The 25421-nt window shown below is 61.2% G+C and carries 20 protein-coding genes; 7 read left to right on the forward strand and 13 right to left on the reverse strand.

From position 1 onward, the window contains the following. From ACFPN2_RS25500 to ACFPN2_RS25515, 4 genes are all read right to left on the reverse strand, one after another. Positions 1–2346 (reverse strand): TonB-dependent siderophore receptor, encoded by a 2346-nt coding sequence (locus ACFPN2_RS25500; protein WP_380601874.1) that lies wholly within the window; start codon positions 2344–2346, stop codon positions 1–3. A gap of 100 nt (positions 2347–2446) precedes the next feature. After that, positions 2447–3478, reverse strand: a complete 1032-nt coding sequence (locus ACFPN2_RS25505; protein ID WP_380601876.1) for a FecR family protein — start codon at positions 3476–3478, stop codon at positions 2447–2449. Next, positions 3475–4026 carry an RNA polymerase sigma factor gene (locus ACFPN2_RS25510; RefSeq protein WP_380601878.1) on the reverse strand — a complete coding sequence of 184 codons (552 nt, stop codon included), beginning with the start codon at positions 4024–4026 and terminating at the stop codon, positions 3475–3477. The genes ACFPN2_RS25505 and ACFPN2_RS25510 overlap by 4 nt, the downstream gene beginning before the upstream one ends. A gap of 161 nt (positions 4027–4187) precedes the next feature. Further along, complete coding sequence (locus ACFPN2_RS25515; protein WP_380601880.1) at positions 4188–5216, reverse strand: formylglycine-generating enzyme family protein; 1029 nt, start codon at positions 5214–5216, stop codon at positions 4188–4190. A gap of 149 nt (positions 5217–5365) precedes the next feature. Here ACFPN2_RS25515 and ACFPN2_RS25520 point away from each other — a divergent pair, with 149 nt between their 5' ends. From ACFPN2_RS25520 to ACFPN2_RS25535, 4 genes are all read left to right on the forward strand, one after another. Next, positions 5366–5788, forward strand: coding sequence for a BlaI/MecI/CopY family transcriptional regulator (locus ACFPN2_RS25520; protein ID WP_380601882.1), 423 nt, complete (start codon positions 5366–5368; stop codon positions 5786–5788). Then, positions 5788–7002, forward strand: coding sequence for a TonB family protein (locus ACFPN2_RS25525; RefSeq protein WP_380602839.1), 1215 nt, complete (start codon positions 5788–5790; stop codon positions 7000–7002). The genes ACFPN2_RS25520 and ACFPN2_RS25525 overlap by 1 nt, the downstream gene beginning before the upstream one ends. Beyond that, positions 6999–8018, forward strand: coding sequence for a hypothetical protein (locus ACFPN2_RS25530; protein ID WP_380601884.1), 1020 nt, complete (start codon positions 6999–7001; stop codon positions 8016–8018). Before ACFPN2_RS25525 ends, ACFPN2_RS25530 begins: the two co-directional genes overlap by 4 nt. Before the next feature lie 219 nt (positions 8019–8237). Next, the gene (locus ACFPN2_RS25535; protein ID WP_380601886.1) at positions 8238–10172 is read left to right on the forward strand and encodes a glycoside hydrolase family 2 protein; all 1935 of its coding nucleotides are present in this window, start codon (positions 8238–8240) and stop codon (positions 10170–10172) included. A gap of 54 nt (positions 10173–10226) precedes the next feature. Here the strand turns inward: ACFPN2_RS25535 and ACFPN2_RS25540 are convergent, their stop codons facing one another. Next, positions 10227–11261, reverse strand: a complete 1035-nt coding sequence (locus tag ACFPN2_RS25540; protein WP_380601888.1) for a threonine aldolase family protein — start codon at positions 11259–11261, stop codon at positions 10227–10229. Positions 11262–11485: 224 nt separating this feature from the next. Here ACFPN2_RS25540 and ACFPN2_RS25545 point away from each other — a divergent pair, with 224 nt between their 5' ends. Then, complete coding sequence (locus tag ACFPN2_RS25545) at positions 11486–11794, forward strand: hypothetical protein (protein ID WP_380601890.1); 309 nt, start codon at positions 11486–11488, stop codon at positions 11792–11794. A gap of 3 nt (positions 11795–11797) precedes the next feature. Here the strand turns inward: ACFPN2_RS25545 and ACFPN2_RS25550 are convergent, their stop codons facing one another. The 7 genes from ACFPN2_RS25550 to ACFPN2_RS25580 all read right to left on the reverse strand — a co-directional run bounded on the left by ACFPN2_RS25550 (position 11798) and on the right by ACFPN2_RS25580 (position 20819). Beyond that, positions 11798–14548: an MGH1-like glycoside hydrolase domain-containing protein gene (locus ACFPN2_RS25550; protein WP_380601892.1), complete on the reverse strand. Its 2751-nt coding sequence runs from the start codon at positions 14546–14548 to the stop codon at positions 11798–11800. A 13-nt stretch (positions 14549–14561) separates the two neighbouring features. Continuing rightward, complete coding sequence (locus ACFPN2_RS25555; RefSeq protein WP_380601894.1) at positions 14562–15398, reverse strand: hypothetical protein; 837 nt, start codon at positions 15396–15398, stop codon at positions 14562–14564. A 107-nt stretch (positions 15399–15505) separates the two neighbouring features. Further along, positions 15506–15943, reverse strand: coding sequence for a YqaA family protein (locus ACFPN2_RS25560; protein ID WP_380602841.1), 438 nt, complete (start codon positions 15941–15943; stop codon positions 15506–15508). Between the two features lie 84 nt (positions 15944–16027). Then, on the reverse strand, positions 16028–16489 hold the full coding sequence (locus ACFPN2_RS25565; RefSeq protein ID WP_380601896.1) for a UrcA family protein: 462 nt from the start codon (positions 16487–16489) through the stop codon (positions 16028–16030). A gap of 169 nt (positions 16490–16658) precedes the next feature. Continuing rightward, positions 16659–17990: a DUF1552 domain-containing protein gene (locus tag ACFPN2_RS25570; protein ID WP_380601897.1), complete on the reverse strand. Its 1332-nt coding sequence runs from the start codon at positions 17988–17990 to the stop codon at positions 16659–16661. Continuing rightward, the gene (locus ACFPN2_RS25575) at positions 17987–19621 is read right to left on the reverse strand and encodes a DUF1592 domain-containing protein (protein WP_380601899.1); all 1635 of its coding nucleotides are present in this window, start codon (positions 19619–19621) and stop codon (positions 17987–17989) included. The genes ACFPN2_RS25570 and ACFPN2_RS25575 overlap by 4 nt, the downstream gene beginning before the upstream one ends. Next, positions 19611–20819, reverse strand: coding sequence for a hypothetical protein (locus tag ACFPN2_RS25580; protein WP_380601901.1), 1209 nt, complete (start codon positions 20817–20819; stop codon positions 19611–19613). The genes ACFPN2_RS25575 and ACFPN2_RS25580 overlap by 11 nt, the downstream gene beginning before the upstream one ends. A gap of 92 nt (positions 20820–20911) precedes the next feature. Here ACFPN2_RS25580 and ACFPN2_RS25585 point away from each other — a divergent pair, with 92 nt between their 5' ends. Further along, a complete protein-coding gene (locus tag ACFPN2_RS25585) occupies positions 20912–21589 on the forward strand; it encodes a TetR/AcrR family transcriptional regulator (RefSeq protein ID WP_380601903.1) in 678 nt (225 codons plus the stop codon). A 12-nt stretch (positions 21590–21601) separates the two neighbouring features. Next, positions 21602–22870, forward strand: a complete 1269-nt coding sequence (locus tag ACFPN2_RS25590) for a c-type cytochrome (RefSeq protein WP_380601905.1) — start codon at positions 21602–21604, stop codon at positions 22868–22870. 11 nt (positions 22871–22881) lie between these two features. Here ACFPN2_RS25590 and ACFPN2_RS25595 read toward each other — a convergent pair whose 3' ends face one another. Further along, on the reverse strand, positions 22882–25395 hold the full coding sequence (locus ACFPN2_RS25595; RefSeq protein ID WP_380601907.1) for a TonB-dependent receptor: 2514 nt from the start codon (positions 25393–25395) through the stop codon (positions 22882–22884). Positions 25396–25421 lie beyond the last annotated feature (26 nt).

Below are 25421 nucleotides of genomic sequence, written 5' to 3' on the forward strand. Positions count from 1 at the left end.
TTACAGCTTGTAGCCGATGCGCACCAGATAGTTTCGATACGCGTCGTACGAGATGCGGTTGGCCGAGATCGCCGAATAGACATCCTCGTCCGTAACGTTGTTGACGAGCAGACTGAGCTCGAAGTGCCGATTCAAAGGATAGTACGCCCCGAGATCGACCCGCGTATGACCGGGCAAACGCAACGTATTCTGATCGTCGGCGAAACGCGCATTGACGTTCTGTACCGCGATCGAGAACGCGAGGCCATCAAACAAGCCGCCGACCAAGTCGTACCGAGACATGAGCGAGAAGGTGTTCTTCGGCGCGTTCGCCAATTCGTTACCATCCAGCACCGGATCGGTGGTGTTCACCTCCGTCTTCATGTGCGCGAAGGCGGCGTACAGCGTCCAGTTCGGCAGCGGCTGGCCGTTCACCGACAGCTCGACACCCTGCGACTTCACATCGCCGAGCGGCAGCTGAAAGCCCGGATTGTTCGGATCCGGCGCGAGCACGTCGGGCTTCTCCACCTGGAACACGGCGAAGTTGCCGACCAGCCCGGAGCGACCGAGCGTGAACTTGGCGCCCGCTTCGATCTGATTGCCTTCTTCGGGCGGAAACGGCTTCGCACCCGCGGTCGTGCCGCTGCGAGGCAGGAACGACTCGGAGCGGTTCGCGAACAACGAGATGTCCGGCGTGATTTCATACACCGCACCGAACTGCGTCGGCCACGCGTCCTGCGAGAGTTTGGTCGTGACCCGATTGGTGGTGCCCGCCGCCTGGAACACGTTCTCCGAATCGATCTTCGCGTAACGCACACCGACGATGACGTGCAGTTTCTCGGCGAAGGAGACGCGGTCCTGCAGGAACACGCCGGTGGTATCTGTCTGAATGCCCGAGCCGTTGATCAGCAACGGATTGGGAATCACCGAGTTGTAGACCGGCGCATACAGATCGAGCGGCGTGGTCGCGATGTTGGCGCGTCCCTTGAAATTATCGGCCTCCTGCGAGAGGTAATCGCCGCCGATCACGAAACGGTGCCGCGCCGGTCCGGTCTCGAACTCACCGGCCAGATCCAGGCGCCCGGCAATATCGTCGCTGCGCGAGTCGATCGCCAGAAAGCGCAACATGCGCAGCGTGCGAAAGTCCGTGTTCAGAAAGCCGTTGGACACGATGTCCGCCGCATCTTCCTGACCGTACGTGTAAGTGGTCACGAGCTGCGCGGTCAGCGTATCGGTGAATGAATGTTTCAGTCGCGCTTCGATGCGCCGGGCATTGCGCGTCGTGCCCGCCTCCTCCTCATCCGGATTGGCGGGAAAGAATGAGCGACGATAGTCGCCGTTCGGATTCTGCGTGATCAATCCGGCGGCAGGCCCACCGAGCCAGGTGCCCGCGCCCCATTCATTGCGCGAATACAGCCCTTCCAGCGTCAGCAGCGTCCGATCCGAAAGATCGATCTCGACCACCGGCGCGACCACAATCTTGTTCAAGCTCCAGTAGTCGAGAAAGGATTCACGATCGCGCCACTCAGCGTTCAAGCGCACGCGCACGCTGTCTGACAGCGGACCGCCCACGTCGATGGAGTAGCGCTGATCGTTGTAACTGCCGAAGCCGGCCTCGAGGCCGAGATGAAACGCATCCTTCGGCTGCTTGGTGACGACGTTCACGACCGCACCGGGCTGCATCGAGCCGTACAACACCGATGCGGGACCCATCAGCACTTCGACGCGCTCCGCGTTCACGAGATCGGCACCGTGATTCATCGTGTCGAGCGTCACGCCGTTGATGGTGCGAACGGATTGAAAGCCGCGAATCACCGTCTCGCCCGGATTGAAACCGAACTCCGAGTAGCGTGAGGCCGAGGTCGGCACGAAACGCAACACATTGTAGGTATCGACCGCGGCCACGCTCTCTAGAAACTCCGGATTGAACGCGGTGAGGGTTTGCGGAATGTCTTTCTGCGTGTACTGAGTGGCGCGACCGAACACCGTCACCGTGTCCAGCAGAACTTCCGAAACGGTGTCCGCACCGGATTCATCCTTCGTCGACGCAGGCGCCGGACGGATCATCAGCGCACCCGATGAAGAACGGACTGCGACCAGACCACTATGCTCCAACAATCGATCGAGCGCCGCTTCCGCCGTGAACTCGCCCTTCAATTCCGGCGCAGTGAGCTTTTCAACGAACTCGCTGCTGACGATGATCTGTTGTCCGGAGATCTGCCCGAAGCGCTGTAGCGCCTGCGACATCGGCTGCGACGACAGATCGAAACGATAGCTGGGCGCTTCAGCAGCGACCGCGGCTCCCATCAACGCCGCGGCGACGGCAACCACCAGCGGCGAGGCCGCCTTCGAGAATGTTCGGACCATACGCATGCCTTATTTAGTTGTGGGCGCAGACCGTTTCGCGCTCCCCTGTAAGGACAGACGCCGGTTTTCTGAAAACCCTCAAAGCAGGCAGACGATTTTTTCAGCGATGATTGAGCGCGATGTCGCCATCGGCGGTGGTGCTGGCGATCACCGGCAGATATTCAGTGATGGTGCTGATGAAGCCCGCGGTGTCCCCCGCGTTGAAGAAGCCAGTGATGCGCAAGTTGGCGATGCGTGGATCTGCGATCAGCAGACGTTGCGATGAATAGTGACTCATCCGTTCGATGACCGAGGCAAGCGACTCATCGTCGAACACCAGATGTCCGCTCTCCCAGGCGCTCACGTCCGCGGCACTCACAGGCGCCACTTCAGGCGTCGCACCTGCCCGCAGCGCTAGCTGCTCGCCGGCGGCAAGCTGGACAAACGGCGCGCTGCCGCTCGTGATGATGGTACCGGCGTTGATGATCTGATCACGTAGAGAAGCAACGTCGACTTGCGCGCTCTGTGGAGCTACCACCACTCGACCTTCGAGCAAGGTCACTCGCAACTCCGGTCCAAGGGTATCGATATTGAATGAAGTGCCCACCGCGATGACCTGTTGACCCCGCGCCTTCACGGAGAACGGTCTCGACGTATCGTGCGCCACATCGAAGCGCGCCTGGCCGTGCGACAGGAACAACGTGCGACGCTCTTTCGAATAGCGCACCTGAACTTCACTGTTCGAATCCAGCGTGATGCGTGAGTCATCGCTCAATGTCACGACCCGCCGCTCTCCCATCGAGGTGCGATAGGTCTCGGGACGCGTCAGTCCCCAGGTGGTGAGCGCACCGACCATCATGACCACCAGCGCAGCCGCCGCGATCCGCTGACCGGCGCCGATCGACGACCACCACCGGCGCGGTTTGGACGCTTGCGCGGCATCGGCATCCGCGAGCGCGAGACGGCGCAGCTCTGCACCGGCGTCCGATGTTTCATGTTCGTCGAGCAAGCTCCAGGCGCCGCGCACTTGGTCCCAAGCCGTCGCGTTGTCGTTACTCGCGTTGAGCCATGCGACGAACTCGTCGCTGCTCTCGAGACCCGACGACTCGAAATACACCTGCCACGCGGTCGCTTCCGCCAGTGCGCAACTCATCGCTGCGTCACCTCGGGTTGGCGGCCGTAGCGCGAGGCCAGGTGCAGCGAGGCCCGCATCACATGCTTCTCGACGCTGCTGATGGAGATGCCGTAGCGCTCGGCGATGTCTTTGTGCTTCATCTTTTCGAGTCGGAACAGCACGAAGATGTTGCGCGTCCGCTCGCCCAGCTCATCGAGCGTGCGGACCACGTCTTCGAGCGACGAGCGGCTGCTCAAGATGCGCTCGGGCGACAGCGTCTGCGCGAACTCGCCTTCGAGCTCCGGGCTTGCGGTGTCGTCGAGGCGAATGAAGCCCGGCATGCCGGCCCGCACCTGCCGGCGCCGCTGATCGCGCAACAGGTTGATCGCGATCTTGAACACGAAGTTGGCGACGTGCTCGATGCGCCGACTGTCGGTGCTCAGAACCCGGAGCAGAACCTCTTGCGCCAGGTCCTCCGCTTCGCGCCGATCCTTGATGCGACGGGAAAAGAAGGCGATGAGCGGCCCGCGAAACTGCGCGGACAGGTCACTTTGCAGACTGGCGGCGGACGCTGGGTGATCGCTCATAGGCACCGACCGTAAACACCATCGATTCTTCGGAATCGATCGAGGTTGCTGGAGCGCTGGCGTCGTCGGCGGCGCTTACCTGAACATATATATCACAGCCCGGTGGTACGGCTCACTAATAGGACCGACCGCTTTGCATTCAGGACCGGCCCCCGCTGTGCTCAACGCGACAGCTCCGGTGCCAGCGCCAGCCGAAAGCCCAGATTGATGAGGCGGCCGCCTTCCGGCGTCACGCCGAAGCGCTGCGCCGAGCGGTTATCGAAGACGGGGTTATTCCAGCCACCGCCACGCACGACGCGACGGATCCCCTCGATCGGGCCAAGCGGATCGGTCACGGCACCGCCGGGCAGCGGGCGCTCGTACCAATCCATCGACCACTCCCACACATTGCCGATCATGTCGTAGAGCCCCCAGGCATTCGGTTGCTTCAAGCCGACCTGGCGCGGGCCGGCGTTGGTCGGCGTGGGATATTGGCGCTCGGGTCGATAAGAAACATCGAAGCCGCGACCGCTATAGCCAATCGCGCTGTTGCCCGCATACCAAGCCAGCGGATCGAGCGCGGGCGCATTGCTTTGACCCAGAATTTCCAGCGTGCCTTTGTAGATCGCTCCTGTCGTGCCGGCGCGGGCGGCGTATTCCCATTCGGCATCGGTGGGCAATCGATAGACATACCCTTTGGGTAAGCGGCCCGCGGCCCGCTCGCGCTGGTTGAGCTTGTCGCAGAAAATCATTGCATCGGTCCAGCTCACCAAATACATCGCCACCCCATCGCTGGTATCGCCGAGCAGTGCGTCGGAGCTGGTGGAGTTCGCGATGGTCGAGCCATGCATCTCGACAGTGCGCAGTTCGCGCTTGCCGTTGTTATAAACGTTCTTGTCGTTGAAGACCCGATCCGCGGCTGCCTGCAGATCGGTACCCATCACCGCACGCCATTGACCATGAGTCACTTCGTAACGGCCGAGCCAGAACGGCTTGCTGATCGTGACCTTCGTCAGCGGCTCCTCATCTGTTTCGCGAGCCGGCTCGTCGGCCGGACTGCCCATCACAAACGAGCCCGCCGGTATCGGCATGAGCTCGAGCTCGATGTCGGGCACAGTGCGGGGCTCGAGCGGTTGCGCCGCTTCGGCAAAGCATGCGATGAGCATGGTGGCAAAGAACATCACGAATCGGCGAGGCTGCGGTCGAGGCATGCGCGTTCCTAATGATGAGAGCCCAACGCACGCAAGCCTATACACACGCGCGCTCCCTGCTTAGCAATTCGATCTCGCAATCTCGCCGCTTGAATTCTGCCCGGGACGTCTGTTACCGTCTGTAACACTACAGGAGGTAGCACACTCCCATGAAAGCGACCAAGGCCGAGCTCGGCGAGCTGGAGCGCGCCGTGATGAAGATAGTGTGGGCGCAAAGCTCGCTCAGCGCCGAAGCCATTCGGGAAAAACTGGACCGTGGGCTCAAGGAGACCACCATCCGCACGGTACTGCGCAGGCTCGAGGTCAAGGGCTATGTCAGTCACAAAGTCGAGAATCGGACGTTTCTCTACGAAGCGGTCGAGGCTCGACGCAAAGTCGCCGCGCGAGCCATCAAACGTATCGTGGACTGGTTTTGCGACGGCTCCGTCGACGAAGTGCTGGTGGGGCTGGTCGACGCGAAGATGGTCGACCGCGCGCAGGTCGATCGTCTGCTGAGCGCCATCGAGCAAGCGGAACGGCAGTCCAAAGACGATTCACAACGTTCTCGTTCCAAGAAAGGAGCGCGGTCGTGATGGCACTCCTCGCTGAATACACGGTTCGTTCCATCGCGCTGGGGCTGTTGGTGTTTTTAGCGCTGAAAGCCCTGCATTTGCAGGACCCGCGCCTGGAGCGGACCGCTTGGCGAATCGTGCTGGTGTCGGCGGTATCGATGCCGGCGGTGTTGGAGCTGATTTCGTTATCGCCCGTGCCCACGCCGGTCCTCAATGCGAGCTACACCGAGCTGGTGACTCTGCCCGCTTCAAGTTCGATATCCATCTGGAGCACGGCCCTCCTCGTCCTGATTGCCACTGTCTCTGGCGTGCTGATCGTTCGTCAGCTGACTGGCGTCGTTCGATGCTGGGTCATGCGACAACGGGCCACACGAGTTTCCAGTTACGGCTCGTTGGATGTTCGTATCAGTGACGCCGTGGATTCGCCGGCGACTGTCTTCTCGACCGTTCTCGTGCCGTCGGATTTCAGGGACTGGAGCGCCGAGGCGCAGCGACTGGCGATCGCGCATGAGCGCTCGCACGTGACCGGCAAAGATTTCTACGTGCAATGGCTGGCTCAGTTTTATCGAAGCGTGTTCTGGTTCAATCCATTCGCGTGGTGGCTGGCGGGTCGCCTCGCCCTGCTGAATGAACATGTCAGCGACGACGCCGCCATCGCCGGTCGGGATGAGCGCACGACGTACGCCAGGATCCTTCTGAGTCTCGCGCAACGATCGCCGGCCAGCGCGAATGTCGTCCCGATGATCCGCACTCACTCTCTCCGCCTTCGGATCGAGCGCATCTTGCAACACACCGGCGGTCGAGCGAGCGCAGTCAAGACCGCACTCGTCGCCTGCCTGCTCGCTCCCATCCTCACCGCCACTGCCGCGATTCGATCGCCTGCCGAACCTGGGAGCTATACAAACGGTCTGGAGCTGTTCCGATCCGGATCGAACTCGGAGGTGCAGGTCGTCCTGCCCAAGAGCAATCCCGCCCGGCCGCTCTCCGGTCCGAAATATCCACCGGCGTCGCGCCGTCTCGGAGAGGCCGGCACGGTTGTGTTGAAGCTGCACGTGTTGGAAGACGGCTCGGTCGCGGACGCGGCCATTGCGCAGTCGAGCGGCTATCCCGATCTGGATTACGCCGCGTTCTACCAATCGTTTCTGTGGCGTCTCGACCCAGGCACCATCGACGGCACGCCGTCGAGAATGTGGGGACGCTTCGCCGTCACCTTCAAGCTGGCGAACGACGAATGAAACATCGCCTGATCGTGCTCTTGCTGCCCTGGATGGCGCTCACCGGTTGCGGCACGCCTCCGCAACGCGCGGAGTTCACGAGCGGCTACCCTACATACAACTGTCCGGAAAGTCTTGAAGGGCAAGTCACATTGCAGGCCGAGGTTCGGCCGCTGGAATTGCCGACCGCAACCCCGCATCAAACATCGATCGTGACTCGGGGAATGTTGGCGAGACGGTTGCTCGTTTCGGTCACGCCCAGCGGCTTGCGACCCAAGGATCGAATCGTCTGGAGCGCGCTGAATGTCGCGACCTTCGGCGGCACGTTGCTCGGTTGGGATCGCTTTGAGCTTTCCTCACCCGACCGACGCACGGAAGAAACATCGACCGTGGTCGCCTCTCCCGGCCAACTGAAGATCACTCGCGTTGCCAAAGGGCGCGCCGATCTCGCCGGCGATCAGTCCATCGATCTCGTCGTCATGCCAGGCGGCGTGGCCGTCGACGACACAGTCGTACAATTCTCCGCGCTGTGGACTGAGAATGGCACACCTTTGACGAGCGATCGTGTCTCTCCCCAACTCGTCCCCTTGCGTCACCCTCCCGGCCTCGATGTTGTTGAAGCCACATTGGAACTGAGTTTCGTCGTGCGCGTCGCGGACACTGGCAACGAATGGGTGTGCGGGAGCCAGGCGCGCGTGACCTTGGTGGATCGCGATTCGCTGCGCCAACCCCTCTGGGATCTCGGCCTTGCTTCCGCGAACGCAATTCGCAAAGAACGGCTCGCTCTGTTCGATCCCACCCTGGGTGCTGTTCGCCTGGTATTCGACAGCCCCGCCAGCGCTCACTCGTTTGTCAGCTGGATGCGCGCCACCGGCGCGACCCAAGTGGGCTCCTATGCCCTCTCTATTTTTCAGCAAACCGATCCGTCGACCGCGCGCCCCTTCGGCCCAATCAATGAAGCCGTCATGCGCACTCTGCGCCCCGTGACCATCGCGGACATCAACGGAATCAAAGTCGGGCCCGCCGGCGAGCCCTGATACCCGGACTGGGCGTCCCGGAGCCCGCGGTTTACATCGCGCTCGCGATTAAATATGATAAATAGGATCAGGCCTGCCGAGCCGCCCCGGCGCGCCGCCTCCGGGGGATCCGTGCTGAAAAAGTTGCGCAGTCTTGCCCGCATTCTGGTGCGTGCGCGGCGCGGAAACTCCAGAACGCCCTTGGGCAATGAAGCGCAACGAGGAAAACAAACGATGAGAATGATGACCAGACTGACCGCGGGAATCCTGGTCGGCGTCGCAAGTCTGTGCGGCCCTGTCTCCGCACAGAATGCAGACCCGGCGATGACGTCCGGCGCCGCCTACGTTGGCCCGATCGTCACGAAATGGGGCAAGGCGGTGACGCCCGAGAATGCGTGGCGCAGCTACCCCCGTCCCCAACTCGAGCGCCCGGACTGGCTCAATCTGAATGGCTCGTGGGATTACGCAATTACCAAAGCGACGTCACCTCAGCCGAAGAAAATGGACGGCAAGATTCTCGTCCCCTTCGCAGTCGAATCGAAACTGTCAGGGGTCGCGCGTAAGGTGCTGCCGAACGAGCGTCTTTGGTATCGACGCAACTTCTCGGTGCCAGCGAATTGGAAAGGTAAGCGCACCCTCCTCCACTTCGGCGCGGTCGACTACGAATCGCAGGTCTTTATCAATGGCGCACCGGTCGGCGCGCATCGTGGCGGATCCGATCCTTTCAGCTATGACATCACCGAGTTTCTGAAGTCGGGTGCTAACGAACTCGTGGTGCATGTGTCCGATCCGACGTCGGCGGGCGATCAGCCGCGCGGCAAGCAGACGCTCAAGCCTCAAGGCATCTGGTATACCGCAGTGACCGGCATTTGGCAGACGGTGTGGCTCGAAGCGGTCCCCGATCTCTATATCAAGGAGGTGCGCGCAACGCCTGATATCGATCACGGCATGGTCGAGGTGGAAGTCGCACTCAACAATGCCACTAGCGCCACCGATGCAGTACGACTCACCGCGTCGGCGAACGGCAAGATCGTTGCTTCCACTCTCATGCGAGGCAATCGTCGCGCGTCGCTGGCAATTCCAGATGCGCATCTGTGGTCACCGAACGATCCGTTTCTCTACGATCTCACCGCCGAGCTGGTGAAGATTCAGGATCTCGGTGTATCGAGCGGACGCGAAGCGCGCATCGCGCCTCACACCAGCGCTGAGCAGAAGGCCTATGCCGCCGCGAAGGTGCAATCCGAGGGCGGCGACAAAGTCACCACTTACTTCGGCATGCGCAAGATTTCGGTCGGGCCCAACGCACAGGGCCGACCGGTGTTGCTGCTCAATAACAAGCCGCTGTTCCAGAACGGAACGCTCGATCAAGGCTGGTGGCCAGACGGTCTGCTGACACCTCCGTCCGAGGAAGCGGCGCGCAGTGACATGGTCTTTCTGAAGAAAGCCGGCTTCAACATGCTCCGCAAGCACATCAAGGTGGAGCCCGCCCGTTATTACTACGATGCCGATCGACTCGGCATCCTGATCTGGCAGGACATGCCCTCGGGCGCGATGGACGATCAATCCGTGCGCCGGCAGAGCGATCATGAGGCGACGTTCTCTTCCGCCGCAATGGCTGAGTATCAAAGCGAGCTGGCGCGCATGATCGGCGCGTTGCGGGCGTTTCCGTCGATCGTCATGTGGGTGACCAACAATGAAGGCTGGGGTCAGTACGACGCTCGTACGGTAGCCCAGCTGGCTAAGAACATGGATCCGAGCCGCTTGGTCAATGCGGCCAGCGGCTGGATGGATGTCGGCGATGACAGCTCCGACGTCTTCGATATCCATACCTATGAGGAAGTACCGACCACTCCCGTCGCGCACGGCCCTCGCGCACTGGTGCTCGGCGAATATGGCGGTGTCGGTCTCGCAGTCCCGGGCCACCTCTGGTTCCCGGACCGCGACCTCAAGATCTATCAAGTGGCCAAAACGCCGGAGGACTACCTCGCCCGCTACAAGCGCAAGTTCGAGGAAGTCATCCGTCAAGCGAAGGAAGCCGGCGTGAGCGCCGCGGTCTACACTCAGACCACCGATGTCGAGAGCGAGCTCAACGGACTGCTTTCTTACGATCGTGAAGTCGAGAAGTTTCCGGCGGAGACGTTCTCGACCATCGCGAAGCCGCTGTTCGACGAATAAACATTCGTCATCGCAACGGAGCGTCACCGGTACGCGCCGGTGACATTCCGGGCTCTACGCAACCTGCAGCGTCCGCAGCTTCTCAACGAGCGCGCCGACCTGATCGTCGCCGATATCGAGATGCATCACGAAGCGGATCGTCGACCCGCCCATGCTGCCTGCCTTGATGCCATGGCTCTGCAAGCTCCGCAGAAACTCATCGGTGCTCGAGCGGGCATCGATGGTAAAGATCACGATATTCGTTTCGACGGGCAGCACGCTCGATACATAAGAGAGACCCTGCAGCTCCCGCTCGATCGTTTTCGCTCGTCGATGATCGTCGTGCAGCCGGGCGACGTTGTGCTCCAGAGCAAACAGGCCCGCCGCGGCCAGATAGCCGGCCTGCCGCATCCCTCCTCCCATCATCTTGCGAAACCGACGCGCTTTCGCAATGAACTCGCCGGACCCCAACAGCAACGAGCCGGCGGGCGTGCCGAGTCCCTTTGACAGGCAGATGGAAATCGAGTCGAACAGGCGGCCATAGTCACGCGGGGATTCGTTGCGAGCGACGATGGCGTTGAAGACGCGTGCGCCGTCCAGATGCAATGCCAGCTCATGTTCATTGCAGACACCGCGAATTCGTTCCAGCTCGGCGAAATCCCAGCACGCGCCGCCGCCTTTGTTCACTGTGTTCTCGACCACCACGAGTCGCGACCACGCGGCGTGCACATCGCTTCGAGAGCTGACTTGTGAGCGGACTTGCTCAGCCGTAAAGCGTCCGCGATCGCCTTTCAACAAGCGCACCGACGCGCCGCTGTTGGCCGCGATGCCGCCGACCTCGTACAGGTACACGTGCGAGAGCTCGTCGCAAATGACCTCGTCACCCGGTCGCGTGTGAACGCGGATGCCGATCTGATTGGTCATCGTTCCGGACGGACAGAACAGCGCCGCTTCCATCCCGAACAGATCGGCCGCCTTGCGCTGCAGTTCGTTGACAGTTTCGTCTTCGCCGTACACATCGTCGCCGACTTCGGCCAACATCATGGCTTCCAGCATGGCCGGGGTCGGTCGCGTGACGGTATCGCTTCTGGCATCGATGATCTGGGACATGGGAAACTCTCCGGGGGCTCCCGGCGATGCTAACGATGCAGCGCGTCACCAGCAAGGCAGGCGCACGACGATGAAACGAATCGCCACGGCCGTTGTCTCTCTAATCGAGCGTTGGTGAGGAAGAACATATGTATAACCGTCGAACCTGCGCAATATTGGTCCTGCTCGCCTGCTTTCCGGGCGCCGCTTTAATGGCGGGCGACCCCAGCGGCGAGGCGAGATTCTTGAAGCAGACTCCCGGCACCGACCGCCGGACCCCGCTCGCAGGCCAAGCCACGTTTGCCGACAAGATTTACTTCGAATTCTGGATCCAGGCCGACGACGGCGAGCATTCGCTGCAGGTGAACGTCTATGACGGCGACGGCCGGGAGGTTTACATCGGCCAATCCACAATGGTCGTAAAGAACGGTCGCGGCGGCGGCGCAGTAACGTATGGCTTCAACCGAGGTCGCGATGCGCCGGGAACCTGGTGGTATGTCGCCGCGCTCGACGACAAAGTCGTGGTGAGCAGCTCGCTCGATGTGAGCCGGTGATCGTCAGATCCGCTTCGCGACCGGTGCAGGCGGCTTGCGCTCCTGCGCTTCCTTGATCGTGGCTCGGGCGCCGCTCTTCAGCAGTTGGTCGGCCGGCACGAGCGCGAACAGTTGCATGATGCGAGCGATGATGCCCGTCCATCCCGTCTGATGGCTTGCGCCGAGCCCGGCGCCATTGTCGCCATGGAAGTACTCATAGAACTGAAGGTAGTCGCGCCAGTGCGGATCGGTTTGAAACTTCTCGGTGCCGCCGTAAACCGGGCGTCGACCATTCGCGTCGCGCTTGAAGATCGCAGTGAGCCGTCGCGACAGTTCCTCCGCCACCTCATATAGATTCATTTGCCGCCCGGATCCCGTCGGGCACTCCACGGTGAAATCGTCTCCGTAGTACGTGTAGTACTGGAGCAGCGCGCGAATGATGAGCCCGTTCACCGGCATCCAGATCGGACCGCGCCAATTCGAGTTGCCGCCGAACATCCCATTGTCCGATTCCGCCGGCAGATAGCCGACTCGATACTCCTGGCCGCCGACCCAGAACTGGTAGGGCCGATCCAAATGAGCTCTCGATAACGAACGAATGCCGTACGGACTGAAGAATTCGTTCTCATCGAGCATGCGTGCCAGCACCCGCCGCAACCGGGCTGCATCGAGAATGGAAGCCATCAGTCTGCCGTGCTCACCCCGACGGGTCGGATCGTGAATGGCGCTGGTGAGATCGGGATGCGACACCAGAAACTCGCGCAGCACCTCCCCCACTTCAGGATACTTTTCCAACAGCCGTCCATCGAACACCGTGACCGCGCAGAACGGCAGCAACCCCACCATCGAGCGAACTTTCAGGCGCTGTGCCCCGCCGTCGGGAAGCTGTAGCACGTCGTAGAAGAACCCGTCTTCCTCGTCCCACATGCCGACGCCGTCCTGTGTCACAACCATCGAAGACGCGATCCACAGGAAATGCTCGGCGAACTTGGTGCACATTCGGATGTATGTAGGCCGCGCCAAGGTCAGCTCGATGGCGATCTCGAGCATGTTCTGACAGAACAGCGCCATCCACGCCGTGCCATCCGCCTGCTCCAGATGCCCGCCGGTGGGCAACGGCGCGCTTCGATCGAACACCCCGATGTTATCGAGCCCGAGAAAGCCGCCCTCGAACACGTTCTTGCCGTCGCGGTCTTTGCGATTCACCCACCAGGTGAAATTCAGCAACAGTGCGTGAAAGGAGCGCTCCAGCCAATCGATATCGCCGTTGCCGCGCGCCGCAGCTTCGAGCCGATAGGTGAAGATCGTCGACCACGCATGCACCGGCGGATTCACGTCGCCGAAGTTCCACTCGTATGCGGGCAGTTGTCCGCTCGGATGCAGATAGGTGGCCTGTAACATCAGATCGAGCTGCTGTTTGCCAAAGTCTTCGTCCACCAGCGTCAGCGCCAGAATGTGGAACGCCAGGTCCCAGGCCGCGTACCATGGATATTCCCATTTGTCCGGCATCGAAATGATGTCGGCGTTGTGCATGTGTCGCCACTGGATATTGCGTGGCGCGTGCCGGCCGTAACGGCGGTGTTCCTGCACCCACGCGGCAATGTCGTAGTAATAAAACTGCTTCGACCAAAGCATGCCCGACAGCGCTTGGCGGACGATACTTTTCGCGTCGTTGTCGAGCGAGCTTGGAATGACACTGGCGTAAAATTCGTCCGCTTCGCGCCTGCGTGCGTTGACGGTGTCATCGAAGCTCGCCGCGAACATATCACCGGACTGATCGCGTGCCGAAACGAGCTGCGCCGGCGCACGTTCGCACAAGCGCAGGCGCACGACCTTCGATTCGCCAGCGCCGACCTCTATCGTGTAGTGCACCGCTGCCTTGGTGCCGCAACGCTCCGGGTTCACCGCTTCCGGACGGCCGTGCACGATGTACTCGTTTATTCCATCTTTCACATACGGCGTGCGATTCGGCTTGCCTTCCAGGCGCTCAGTGTTGGTTTCGTTCTCGGTGAACAGCAGCTCGGCCGGTTGCTCGCTATAGATGAATCGCTCCCCCAGCTGCGAGTGTGAAACCCGGATCACACTGCCCGACTCGCCCGCGGCGATCTGCCGTAGCATCGGCCGGGAGCTCCCGCTGTCGGACCGCCAGGTGTTACGAAACCAGAAGGTCGGCAGCACGTGCAAGGTGGCGGCGTCCGGGCCGCGATTGCAAATCGTTATCTGGATCAGAATGTCTTCAGGCGATCCCTTCGAATACTCGACGAAGACGTCGAAGTACCGGTCCTCGGCAAACACGCCCGTGTCCAGCAACTCATATTCGAACTCATCGCGCCGTCGCGAGCGATTGGTATGCACCAGGTCGTCATAGGGATAGGCCAGCTGCGGATACTTGTACAGATACTTCAGATACGAATGCGTCGGCGTCGAATCGAGGTAGAAGTAATATTCCTTCACGTCCTCGCCGTGATTGCCTTCGTTGTTGGTGAGGCCGAACAGCCGTTCTTTGATGATCGGATCCGCGCCATTCCAGAGGGCGAGAGCAACGCAGAGTTGTTGACGGTCATCGCACAAGCCCGCCATGCCATCCTCACCCCAGTGGTAGGCATAAGAACGCGCTTGATCGTGAGTCAGATGATTCCATGCATCGCCGCTGTCGCTGTAATCCTCGCGCACCGTTCCCCACTGGCGCTCGCTCAGGTACGGCCCCCATCGACGCCAGGCCGCAATGCCCGCGCGGGCAGCTCGCAAACGGTGAGACTCCGCGTCGGCATTCATGAGCGCTTCACGCCTAGAACGAGGTCGCGAAATAGAGCGCCGGTCCGCTCTGCTGGATCTGCGCTTTGCCGCGCCAATCCTCGCTGGTGGACGACACCTGGAAATTGATGTCGCGGAAGCCCAAGCCGATACTGAAATGTCGCCAGGGCTGGTAGATCACATCCAGGCCGCTGCTGAACACTTTGCCGTCGATATCGCCGGTATCGAGCGAGAGTCGATCCACCCGCATGCTCAACAGCCAGCGATCGGTCAAAGCCATGCGCGCATAGACGGTGAGGAACGGCAGCGGCGCCGTCTGGCTGGCGACCTCGGAACCAAAATTTCTGGTCGACAGGCCCGCTTCCAGCTTGGCGACGTGCGCCCCGAGGCCCACGCCGAATTCCTTGTCCTTGGTGCGGAAGAACGAGTAGCCGACACTGACCCGGAAGTCCTCGATGTTGAAGGAGCCCTTGGCCACCGCGTCGACCGGCAGGTTCAAGTTGCCCCAGTCGACGGTGCGCTGGAGCTGCTTTTCGTTGTCGCGGTCCAGCTTGAAATATTCGACTTCGAGCTGCCAGCGTCGGGTGAAATGCCAGCGCGCATCGAACAGGCCGATGATACTCGTCTCATCCAGGCCCATATCGTCCTCGAAATCGATGAGCGCGCCGACACCTACAGCTCCGCTGTTGAGATTCGCCGTGACATTCGACTCGGCCCACAGCGCGCCGGCACTGAAGTACCAGGCGTCGGACATCAAAGGATGATCGGGAATGCGTTCGTCGCTTTCAGCCGCAGCCGCGGAACGCGCGAGAGACATGAGGCTGACCGCCACCACCATCGCGACAGCGCTAGTGAATTTGTGAGCTCGCATGGCCATCTCTGTACGCTGCCCGTTGACAGGCTAGAGATGCTGCGAGCGCCCGCGAATCTGTAGAGCGGGCAGGCGCGGACGGCTTCATCCGCCACGTTTATCAGCGGCTAAGTCCAGTTCAAAGTCACGGCAGTCAGCACCAGGTAGCGCCCGACCTTAGCTACCGTGACTAGCAACAGAAAGATCGGCAGCGGCTCGCGCAGAACGCCCGCGATGACAGTCAGCGGATCGCCAATGATTGGCATCCAGCTCCACAGTAAGGACCATTTGCCGTAGCGTTGATACCAGACTCGATAACGGTCCAACGCCGCTGGCCGCACAGGAAACCAGGAGCGCTCGCTGAAGCGCTCGACCAACCGCCCCAGTCCCCAGTTGACCGTCGCACCGAGCACATTGCCTGCGCTGGCCACTGCGACCAGCAGCGCCACCGGATAGTTGTCCGTCAGCAGCAGCGCGACCAGTGCGGCTTCCGACTGCATCGGCAGAAAAGTGGCGGCGACAAACGCCACCAAAAACAGGCCCGCGTAGATCGCCAGCTCCGGCATGTAGCTCACCATCGTGATTCATCTCGCGATGGTAACGCGGTTGCCGGCATCCATGCCGGCCAAGCGCCCCGCTCCGAGCTCTCTTCAACGACGGGCGGTCCGGATCATTTCACCCTGCTCGCCCATCCGGCGCTCATGCAGAGCCGACAAGAGCGGACGATTTGCCTGTCCCACTGCATCGTCGACCGCGGTTCTGAAGCAGGCACGAGCTCGTGCGATCTGTTCCAGCTCGCGCGATTGGCCGGAACGACAAACGATCTTCGCGGCGGACCGGATCCGGTCATAGGCCAGCTCCGCTCCCTTCGGTGTCGACAGCTCGATGCCTGCGAGGCTGACGACGATCTTTGGTACATCATCCGAGCGGCCGGTATCGGCGCTGGCGAATCCCGCTGACAAGCAGGCGATGATGACTGTCAGCATCAGCAGATGGCCACGCGAACGCGCGGCATTGACGTTGAAGTTGAACATGGTCTTTGGCTCCAGGGAGTGAGAGATAGCGGTCAAGCGCTTTGCATCGCGCTTGCTGGAGCAAATTGCAGCCGTCATGCCGGCTCGGCCGGCGAGCGGCGAGGTTTCTCTAAGTCACTGAAGTCGACAACGAATCTTTCGGGCAGCAAGCACAATCCGCACAGCGTGTCGTGCGCGCCCGAGGCTGGATTCGTTGGCTCGCGACGAACGTCACGAGCCGTAGTGTTGGATGTCAGCGCGCGGGTTGTTACGCCAGCAGTTCCGTCACCGTGCGCTTGGTCTCCATCGACATCACGCCCCAGCGATCGACTTGTAATCCCATCGCCTGCTGCAACGTGAGTCCGACGCGCGTGACCGGATCCGCGTTGCCGGCCAGATGAAAGCCGGTGCGAATTCTGCCGCCGGCATTGCCGGCGATCATCATCGGGATGCCCTCCACTGCGTGCGCCTTCGCGATCGAGCAGTCGGAATGAGCAAGGATCAGACAGTTGTCGAGCAACGTGCCGTCGCCCTCGGGGATCGCGGCAATCTCATCCAGGAAATCGCGCCAGGCCACCATGCTTCGGGTGGCAAACCAGGCGTGCTCTTTTTGATAGCCGAGCTGCGGATCGGTCGGCTCTTCATGAGTCAGCGTGTGATGGGTCGTGGTCGAGCCTTTGCGACGTAGATTCGACGCCGTGTCCGACAGCAGCACGTTGAAGACGCGTGTCTGATTACATTGCAGCGCCTTGGCCAGCAAGCCGGCCATCAAACGGTGCGTGATCAGCACATTGTCCATCTCGGAGTCGAACGTCACTTTCGGCGGCGCCTTCGGCATCGTGAAATTCTGCACGGGAGCTGGCGGTTGCAGCTGTAACGCCAGCTGCTCTTCGAGCTGTCGAATCGACGTGAAGTATTCGTCCAGCCGACGCCGGTCTTCCACACCGACTTCGCGCATCAATCGTTGACGGTCGTCCTGGACCGCCGAGAGCACGCTTTGACGCACCATCGTGCTCGGGTCGGGCTTGAAGTCCGCTGAGTTTGGATCCTGGAAGCCCGCACCGAAGATGCGCTGATACAGTGCCGTCGGCGAGACTTCGCTGGGATTCGGCGAGCCCGCCGCACGATAAGAATAGGAACGCTCAGTACCCGACGTGCTGATCTCGAGCGAACGAAACCGCGTGCTCTTGCCGATCTCATCGCCGACGATCACATCGAGCGTGGGCGCCTTGACGCTCTCATTCGGCACCGGCACGCCGGTGCGCAGGCCGAGACAGCCAGTGATATGCGGCTTGTTCGGCACCCCATCGAGCTTCACATCGAAGCCGCTCAAGATGGCGAGCTTCTTGCGATAAGGTTCGAGAGGCTGCAAATCCTCGGGCATGGCGTAGTTAGTGCCCGTCGTCGTCGGCACCCACTTCTCCGGGATGAAACCGCAGCCCCAGATCCAGGTGCCGAAGCGAACAGGGATACGTTGCCCTGTCGCAGCCAGCGCGCGTCCACTGTCCGTAAGAAAGCAGTTCAACATCGGCAATGCCACGCCCACCGCGGAGCCTTGCAGGAGACCGCGAAGAACGGTGCGTCGATTGATCTTGCTCATGTTTGCTCTCCGTCTCGAAGCGTCGAGATCGCAAAGAAGTTGTCGCTCAGCGCGATGGTGCGCATGACCTCCGGCACGCGATAACCGCTGGCTTTGAATTCCCGGTTCAGATAATCCATGTACGGGCGCTCTTCCATCTCGGTGTCGCGCCCGACCGCGAATCGATACATCTTTTCAACCAGGCAGCGAGGCGTCTCCGGATGATCGTGCAAGGCGCGTGCAAGCCCATCTGCCGAGTTGAACGCGATGCCGTCCAGATCGCCGCTCGCATCGATAGCCGCGCCGTTCTCGACCGAGCGATACGTGCCCAGCCCATCGAAGTTCTCGAGCGTCAACCCAACCGGATCGGTGATCGCGTGACACCCCGCGCAGGCCGGCTCGGTTCGATGCGCGACCAATCGATCCCGCGCCGTCGGCATCGCCACGTTCGACGGATCCTGGACCACGGCGAAATTCACATTCGCCGGTGGATCCGGCACTTCCTGACATAGAAACACTTCGCGAAGCGCCTTGCCTCGCAAGGTCGCGGACGAGCGCCCGGGATGAGAATTCAAGGCGAGGAATGCCACCTGGGACTGGATGCCTTCACGATGTTTGCCCTCGGCGAACTCCGTCGGTTCCCAACCATTGCGCGTCGGGACGGGAACGCGATAGACAACACCCAACGCACGCGTGAGAAAAGTGTCACGAGTCGTAAACAGATCGCGGTAGTCGCCCTTCTCTTCGATCAACAGATGAGTGATCGTGCGCAACGTCTGTTCCTGAGCGTCAGCCGCAACGGTCGAGTTGAACGCCGGATACACCACCGGATCTTTCGCCAGGTCGCCGAACTTGTCGAACTGGAGCATGTCCTGAAAGAACGCTCGCACCGCAGTTTCGAACAGGGGCGATCCGACCAGACGATCCACTTGCCGTTGCAATCCACGCCGCGTTTCCAACTCACCCGCGCCGGCGGCACGCAGCAGTTCGTCATCCGGCGTCGAGTTAGTGAGGAAATAACTCAGCCGCGTGGCTTTGGACCATGCGTCCAGCTGCATGACGTCTCTTTGCTTCGCGTCCGGCGGCGTTCTTTCGATCCGCAGCAGAAACTCCGGTGACACCATCATGGCGGCCAGCGCGAACTGCAGACCTGCGTAGAAATCGCCGAGGCGTTCCTGCCCTGCCTGCGCGGCGTCCACGAAACGCTTCACTTCATCGTCTCGCAAGGGCCGGCGGAACAGCGGGACTCCATAGTGTTGGACGACTTGCTTCGCACACTCCGCATCGAACTGAGCCGCACCGGATTTGGGTTGGCAAGGAATCAGCTTGGCACGATGCTCTTCGCTGACCACAGCCGCGGCCACGGTGAGTGCAGCTCCGTCGTATTGTTCGATGCTAAAGGGCGACATGCCCGACCGGCCCGTGCCGATCGAGATCAAACCGTCTTCTCGCAACGCGCGTTCGAAGCGAGCAGTGATCGGGATCTCCGGCCCGAAGATGTCGGCCACGGTGGCGCGATACTGAGACTCCGTCAGCCGCCGCATGACAGCGGGCCCGCCCACCGCATCCGGTTCTCCCGTATGACTGCCACAACCGCCGAGCGCGATCAGCAGCACAGCGAGAACCCCAGAGAAGACGCGTCTACTTTGCATTGCCGTTCGCCTGAATCAGCTTGTCGTTGACGCTCTTCGTAGCCACGTCCACCACGAACGCTGGAATAGCCTTGATCTGATATTGAGTAGAGATGGACGTGCAGCGACCGCTTTGTGGATCGGGATCGGCGTCGGCGTGCTGATAAAGAGACTGATACGCGCCCTGGCAGGTGTAGCCCAAGACACGTGCCGCGCCATTGGCAGTGTGCAGGCGTAGTTGCTGAGGACCCGGCTCACCTGCCGCGTTCTTGGCATTCCGAAATCCGAACTGCATGTCGTACACCGACTCGACCGGCGTGTAGCCCGCCAGATAACCTTCGATGACACCCGTTTCGGACAGCGTGACTTGCAGACGGGCACGCTTCAGCGGCCGATCGTTGAACAGACTGTTTACTTCCGTGTAGAAACGCAGGTCGACGGGATCGGTGGTCAACACTCCCTCTTTGATTCGACCGTGCGTGCGAGTTCGATAGTGCGGATCCTGATGCATGGCATACGTCGCATAGGCCAGCGGCTCACGCGTCGGGCTCAATTGGATGGGATCCGCATTCGATACGACCGTCACTTCGACGCTGTCGTCGTTGCGAATGTCGTCGACGCCGTCCAGCGTAATCAGAATGCCCCAGGAGCCCGTCAGCATGGCCACGCCGAAGCCATTGGACTGACCGGTCGATTGGAACGATCGATTGCAGCCCACGACACGAAAGAATTGATTGTCGACGCCGCGCTGCCCGTCCCTGCTCACGAAATCCTGATGCGGGCACATGCCGCCCGCCGCGGGTTGAGTCGCGTTCGAATCGACACCATCGAGATCGATGCCGTCCGCCACGACGTCGGCGGATTCGAGCGAGCGATAGTACGGCTCGGGCGGGGCGGCTTCGGGATTGGCGCAGACGTTCTGGCCGTTCGGCGCAGCTGAGATCGCTCGACCACCCGCCTCCACTCGTTTGCCGTAGTCGTCGTCGGACTCGCCCTTGCGCCGCTTGCCTTCCGGCTTCAACGCATAAATCTCGGCGACGTTCATGGACATGCCGCGAGGACATGCGCCGCTCTTGGCCGCATCGTCGCCGAGCGCGTAACGGATGCCCGTAACGACGAAGCCCGCCCTGCCGTTCTGCACGAACTCAGGCGCCGCAGCCCCGGCGGCCGAGGCCGACAGCAACAATGCCAATGTCACAACGGGCGAGGTTCCGGCCATGAATCGCTGCTCCAGCCATTTCTGACGTGCATGTTAATAACAGGGGTGTTAGCATGTCAATGCAGCGGTGGACACCAGAGATTTGTACTGCCATGGCGCGACCAGTCATTGCTTCCGACGAAGACATTTTGCAGGCGGCGCATCGAGTGCTCGATCGACGCGGGCCCGATGCTTTTTCGATTGCCGAAGTGGCCGCCGAGGCCGGGATATCGCGCGCCACCATCATTCTTCGATTCAGGAGCACGAGTGCGCTGAAGCTGACGCTGCTGTCGCAAGTCATCCAGCAATTCGCCGCCGCCATCGCTCAAGTGCCGAAGCCCAAGGGAGGCGACGGGCTGCTACACATCGCCGCCTTCATCGGCGGTCATTTGCACTCGCGCGAAAGCAGCGCGAAGTTCTTCTCCAGATACAACGCCAGCTTGCAGGACCCTGAACTGACAGCACTGGAGCACAAGCGCGGCAAGGTGCTCCTCGATGCCATTTCGGAAGTGATGCCGAAAGTGGCGATCGAGCATGACTTGGCCGTCCGAGCCTTTCTTTCGCAGCTCACTGGCAACATCATCGCCTGGCTCGCCATGGACGATCCGGATTCGCGGCGTTATCTGGTGCTGCGGACTCGGGACTGGCTGCAGCTGGCAGGCATTCGATACAGCGAACGGCTCGTCGAAGAGCTCGCCCCCGCTGCTGCCGCGACCGCTCCGAAAAAGAAAACATCGTCCAGTGCGACGCCGGCGCGCAGTACACCGCGCGCGAAGCGCCGCTCAAACTAAGAGCCTCACAGCATGATGACCCGCAGGATGGGCCTGAAGGCCGCCGCATTGCTTGGCGTGATCGGGATTGGATTCGGGGCCTGGCTGCTCTGGCCCGAGTCGACCATAGCCGCGCAGGAACTCAGTGGACTCCAGGCCTCCGCGGACCGGGGCCGCTATCTCGCCCTGGTGGGTAATTGCGCCACCTGCCACACCGCTAAAGATGGCGCGCCTTATGCGGGCGGCGTGAAGTTCCATACTGAATTCGGCGAACTGTACTCCACTAACATCACCTCCGACGCAGAGACGGGCATTGGCGCCTGGTCGTTCGACGATTTCCATCGCGCCATGAAACACGGCATGCGCCCGGACGGCACTCATTTATATCCCGCGTTCCCCTACCCGTCGTTCGCCAAGATGACGGACTCGGATATCGCATCGTTGTTCATGTACATGAAGACCGTCGCGCCTGTGAAAGCGGCGGCCAAAGCCAACGATCTGAGCTTTCCCTATAACCTGCGCTTTGCCCTGCGCGCCTGGAACAAGCTGTTTCATGAGCCCGCCACCTTCGCGCCCGATCCCAATCAATCCGCCGAATGGAATCGTGGCGCCTATCTGACCCAAGGTGTCGCACATTGCGGCGCCTGTCACACGCCACGTAACTTCCTTGGCGCCGAGCGTCATGAGCTCGCGTTCACCGGCGGTGTCATGTTCGACGAGGTCAAGCCCGGCAAGTATCGCGAATGGTCCGCCGTGAATCTCACGACCCACCCGACCGGCCTGGGACACTGGACGGAAGCAGACATCGCTTCGTATCTGCAGAAGGGAGAATCAGAACGCGCCATCGTTCATGGCCCCATGATCGAAGTCGTCCTGAACTCGACCCGACATTTCGAGGATGCCGACGTGCAAGCCATCGCAACGTATCTGCGCGAGATTCCCGCAGACGCGCCCGCCAGCGGCGGCACACCGTCAAAGGAACAACTCGCGTCAGGCAAGGTCACCTACACCGTCCACTGCGGCAGCTGTCACTTGCCGACCGGGCTGGGCGACAAGGGGCTCGGTGTCACGCTGGCGGGAAACAGCATCGTGCAAGCCGCCGATCCCGCATCGTTGATCAACGTGATTCTCTACGGTCCGCGCCTGCCGCCACCGCCGTTCGTTTCCGAGCGGACTCGCATGAAGCCCTTCGGCAAGCGGTTGTCGGATGAAGATATCGCCAATCTCGTGACTTACGTTCGCGCCAGCTTCGGGAACCAGGCCGGCGCGGTCACGCCGGCCCAGGTGAATCGACAACGCTGAGGCGGGAAACCTCAGCGAGAACCGAACCCGACTCGCAGGTTGATGCCTACCTCTCGCTCGGGCAGCACGTTGACGCTGTAGTACGGAGAGGCGAAGGACGACCCAGTGCTGCCAATAACAGCACCTCCCGGCCCAAAGCGTAGCGTCGTCAGATTCGTCGTCAGCGGCGATGCGCCGCTGTTGAGAACCACCTTCTCATCGAAGATGTTCTTGGCGAACAACGACACTTCCCATTGCCCGTCCGGATCTCGCACGCCCGCGTAGAGATTCACCATCGCGTAGCTGTCCACGTTGTCGAATGAATTGCTCGGATCCTGCGAATTCGACGGTGTGTAGGTAGCGAGACCGCGCACGAATCCATCCATGCGTGGAGTCAGCTCCATGCTTGCCTCGGTCTGTAAATTGGCACTCCACTCCGGCGCGAACGTGGAGCGACCGCTGAACTGACACTGCGCCACGTTCTGACCTGGCTCGAGTGAACTCTGCAGCTGAGCCAGGGTGGGTGCCGCAGTGAGCGTGTCAGGCACACCATCGCCGTTCAGATCGTTGCACGCGATGGTGCCGTTCTTGATCTTGCCATCCGCATAGCTGATGTTGCCGCTCAAGCTCCAGCGCGGCCGGATCTGGAACGACGCCTCCGCCTCCACGCCCTTCACCGTTACCGGCACGCCGGCGACGAAGTTGAGACTCCCGGCTTCCGGCACCACCACCGTCGGCGCGAGGCGTCGATAGTTGATGAAGAAGACCGAGCCGCCCCGATAAACATAGTCGTCGAAGTCCTGCTGGTACACGCTCAGATTGAACATGCCCCGGTCGTCCAGGAAGGACGTCTTGATGCCCGCTTCGTAGGAAGTGGATTCTTCCGGATCCAGATTCAGGAAGCCGAGCTCTCGTGGACTGATATTCGCGCTGAAGTTACCGATGACCCGCACGCCCGGCCGCCACGAGGTGCCGACCGTCGCATACACCATCACATCGTCATTGAAACGGTACTTAGCGGAGCCGGTATAGATGGCAGTGGAATCCTTGTCTCTGGTATCCGGCGTGGGATAGGCCCCGTCAACCTTGATCGAAGAGAAGTTCTCGTATTCGATGTAGCGCACGCCGCCCGAGAGCTCTAGCGCCTCACCGATGTGGGCGGTGAGGTTGCCGAATGCGGATTTCTCAGTGGAGTCGCCGTTGCGCTCGATCGCCGTGAGATTGACCGCCGCCAACACCGTGGGCGCAGCGAGCAGCGGTGTCTCCTGCGTCAAGCGACTCGGAGTGTCGTTGTAATCGTAGAACGCGCCGACCACGTAATCGAACATCCCGAACACCCGCTCTTCCGACGCCAGCCGCAGCTCATGCGAGCGACGCTTGGCATCGGTGTGCGTGCACTGAAAGTAGTTCTGATTGGTCGGCACCAGATCGACCCGCCTGCCCTGCTCCTGACACACAGCCTCATAACCCGGACGATCCTGAAACGCACGCACTGCCGGTGTAAATCTCTGCGGCGAGAAGTAGTCGCCGTTGTCATTCTGGCCAAGGATGGCGATGTCCTGTTCGTTGGCCGCGCCGGAATAACTCAAACGCTGGCCGGCGATCCGCACGTCGAGGTTCCAGATAAAGATATCCATCTCCTGCTGGTTGCGCGACCCCTGATCCTCGAGGGAACGGAAATCGTAAGGACGGATGAGATCGCCGGACTGTGCTTCGCCTGTCACCAGCGACGAGGACCGAACCTGCGTATACGACGTGTTCTTCTGATCCAGCGTTTGATACATGACGTTGAGCGCCAGCCAATCGGTGGGCTCGAACCTCAGGCTGGCACGCACCGCTTCCGTGTCCCGGAACGGTTCCGGATTGTGCGCCGGATCCGACGCTCGCTTGACGGTGTCGACGCGATTGAATTCATTCTCGTCGCTCACCGCGGCCACACGCAGAGCGAGCATTTCCTTGATGATGGGAACGTTGATCGCTGCGTCGTATTTGTACGCGTGGGTGTCGGTGGCAGTCGCGTTGGCCGACACGCCGAAGTCGCTCAGATCCGGACGACGCGTCGTCACTGTGATCGAGCCGGACGGCGCCGCCCGGCCCCGCAGCGTTCCTTGCGGGCCGCGCAACAGCTCCAGTTGTCCCACATCGAACGTTGACTGGAACAGGAAATTCGACGCGATCGGCGTGTCGTTCAAATAGAACTCGACGGTTGGATTGTTGCCGCTCGCCTCGGGATTGAACGCGACGCCCCGAACCGTCGCGGCCGTGGAATAACTGCCGCCCCCGGAGAGCGTCAGCCCCGGCAGCAAGCTTTGCAGGTCTGTGAAGTTGCGGACATTGAGTCGTTCGATTTGATCGGAAGTCACCACGTTGACCGTCTGCGGCACATCCTGGATCGACTCCTCGCGTCGACGCGCCATGACGATGATTTCTTCGAGCTTCGCTGTCTCCACCTCCGACGCCGACGGACCGGCGCTTTGAGCACTCGCCTGATGCCCCACGGACACCAACCCCACCCCGGCAAGAAACAATGCAGGTCGCACAAACATACGGACACCCCCTGTCTTTCTATGTA

It is taken from the genome of Steroidobacter flavus (assembly GCF_042651805.1).
Classification (GTDB): domain Bacteria; phylum Pseudomonadota; class Gammaproteobacteria; order Steroidobacterales; family Steroidobacteraceae; genus Steroidobacter; species Steroidobacter flavus.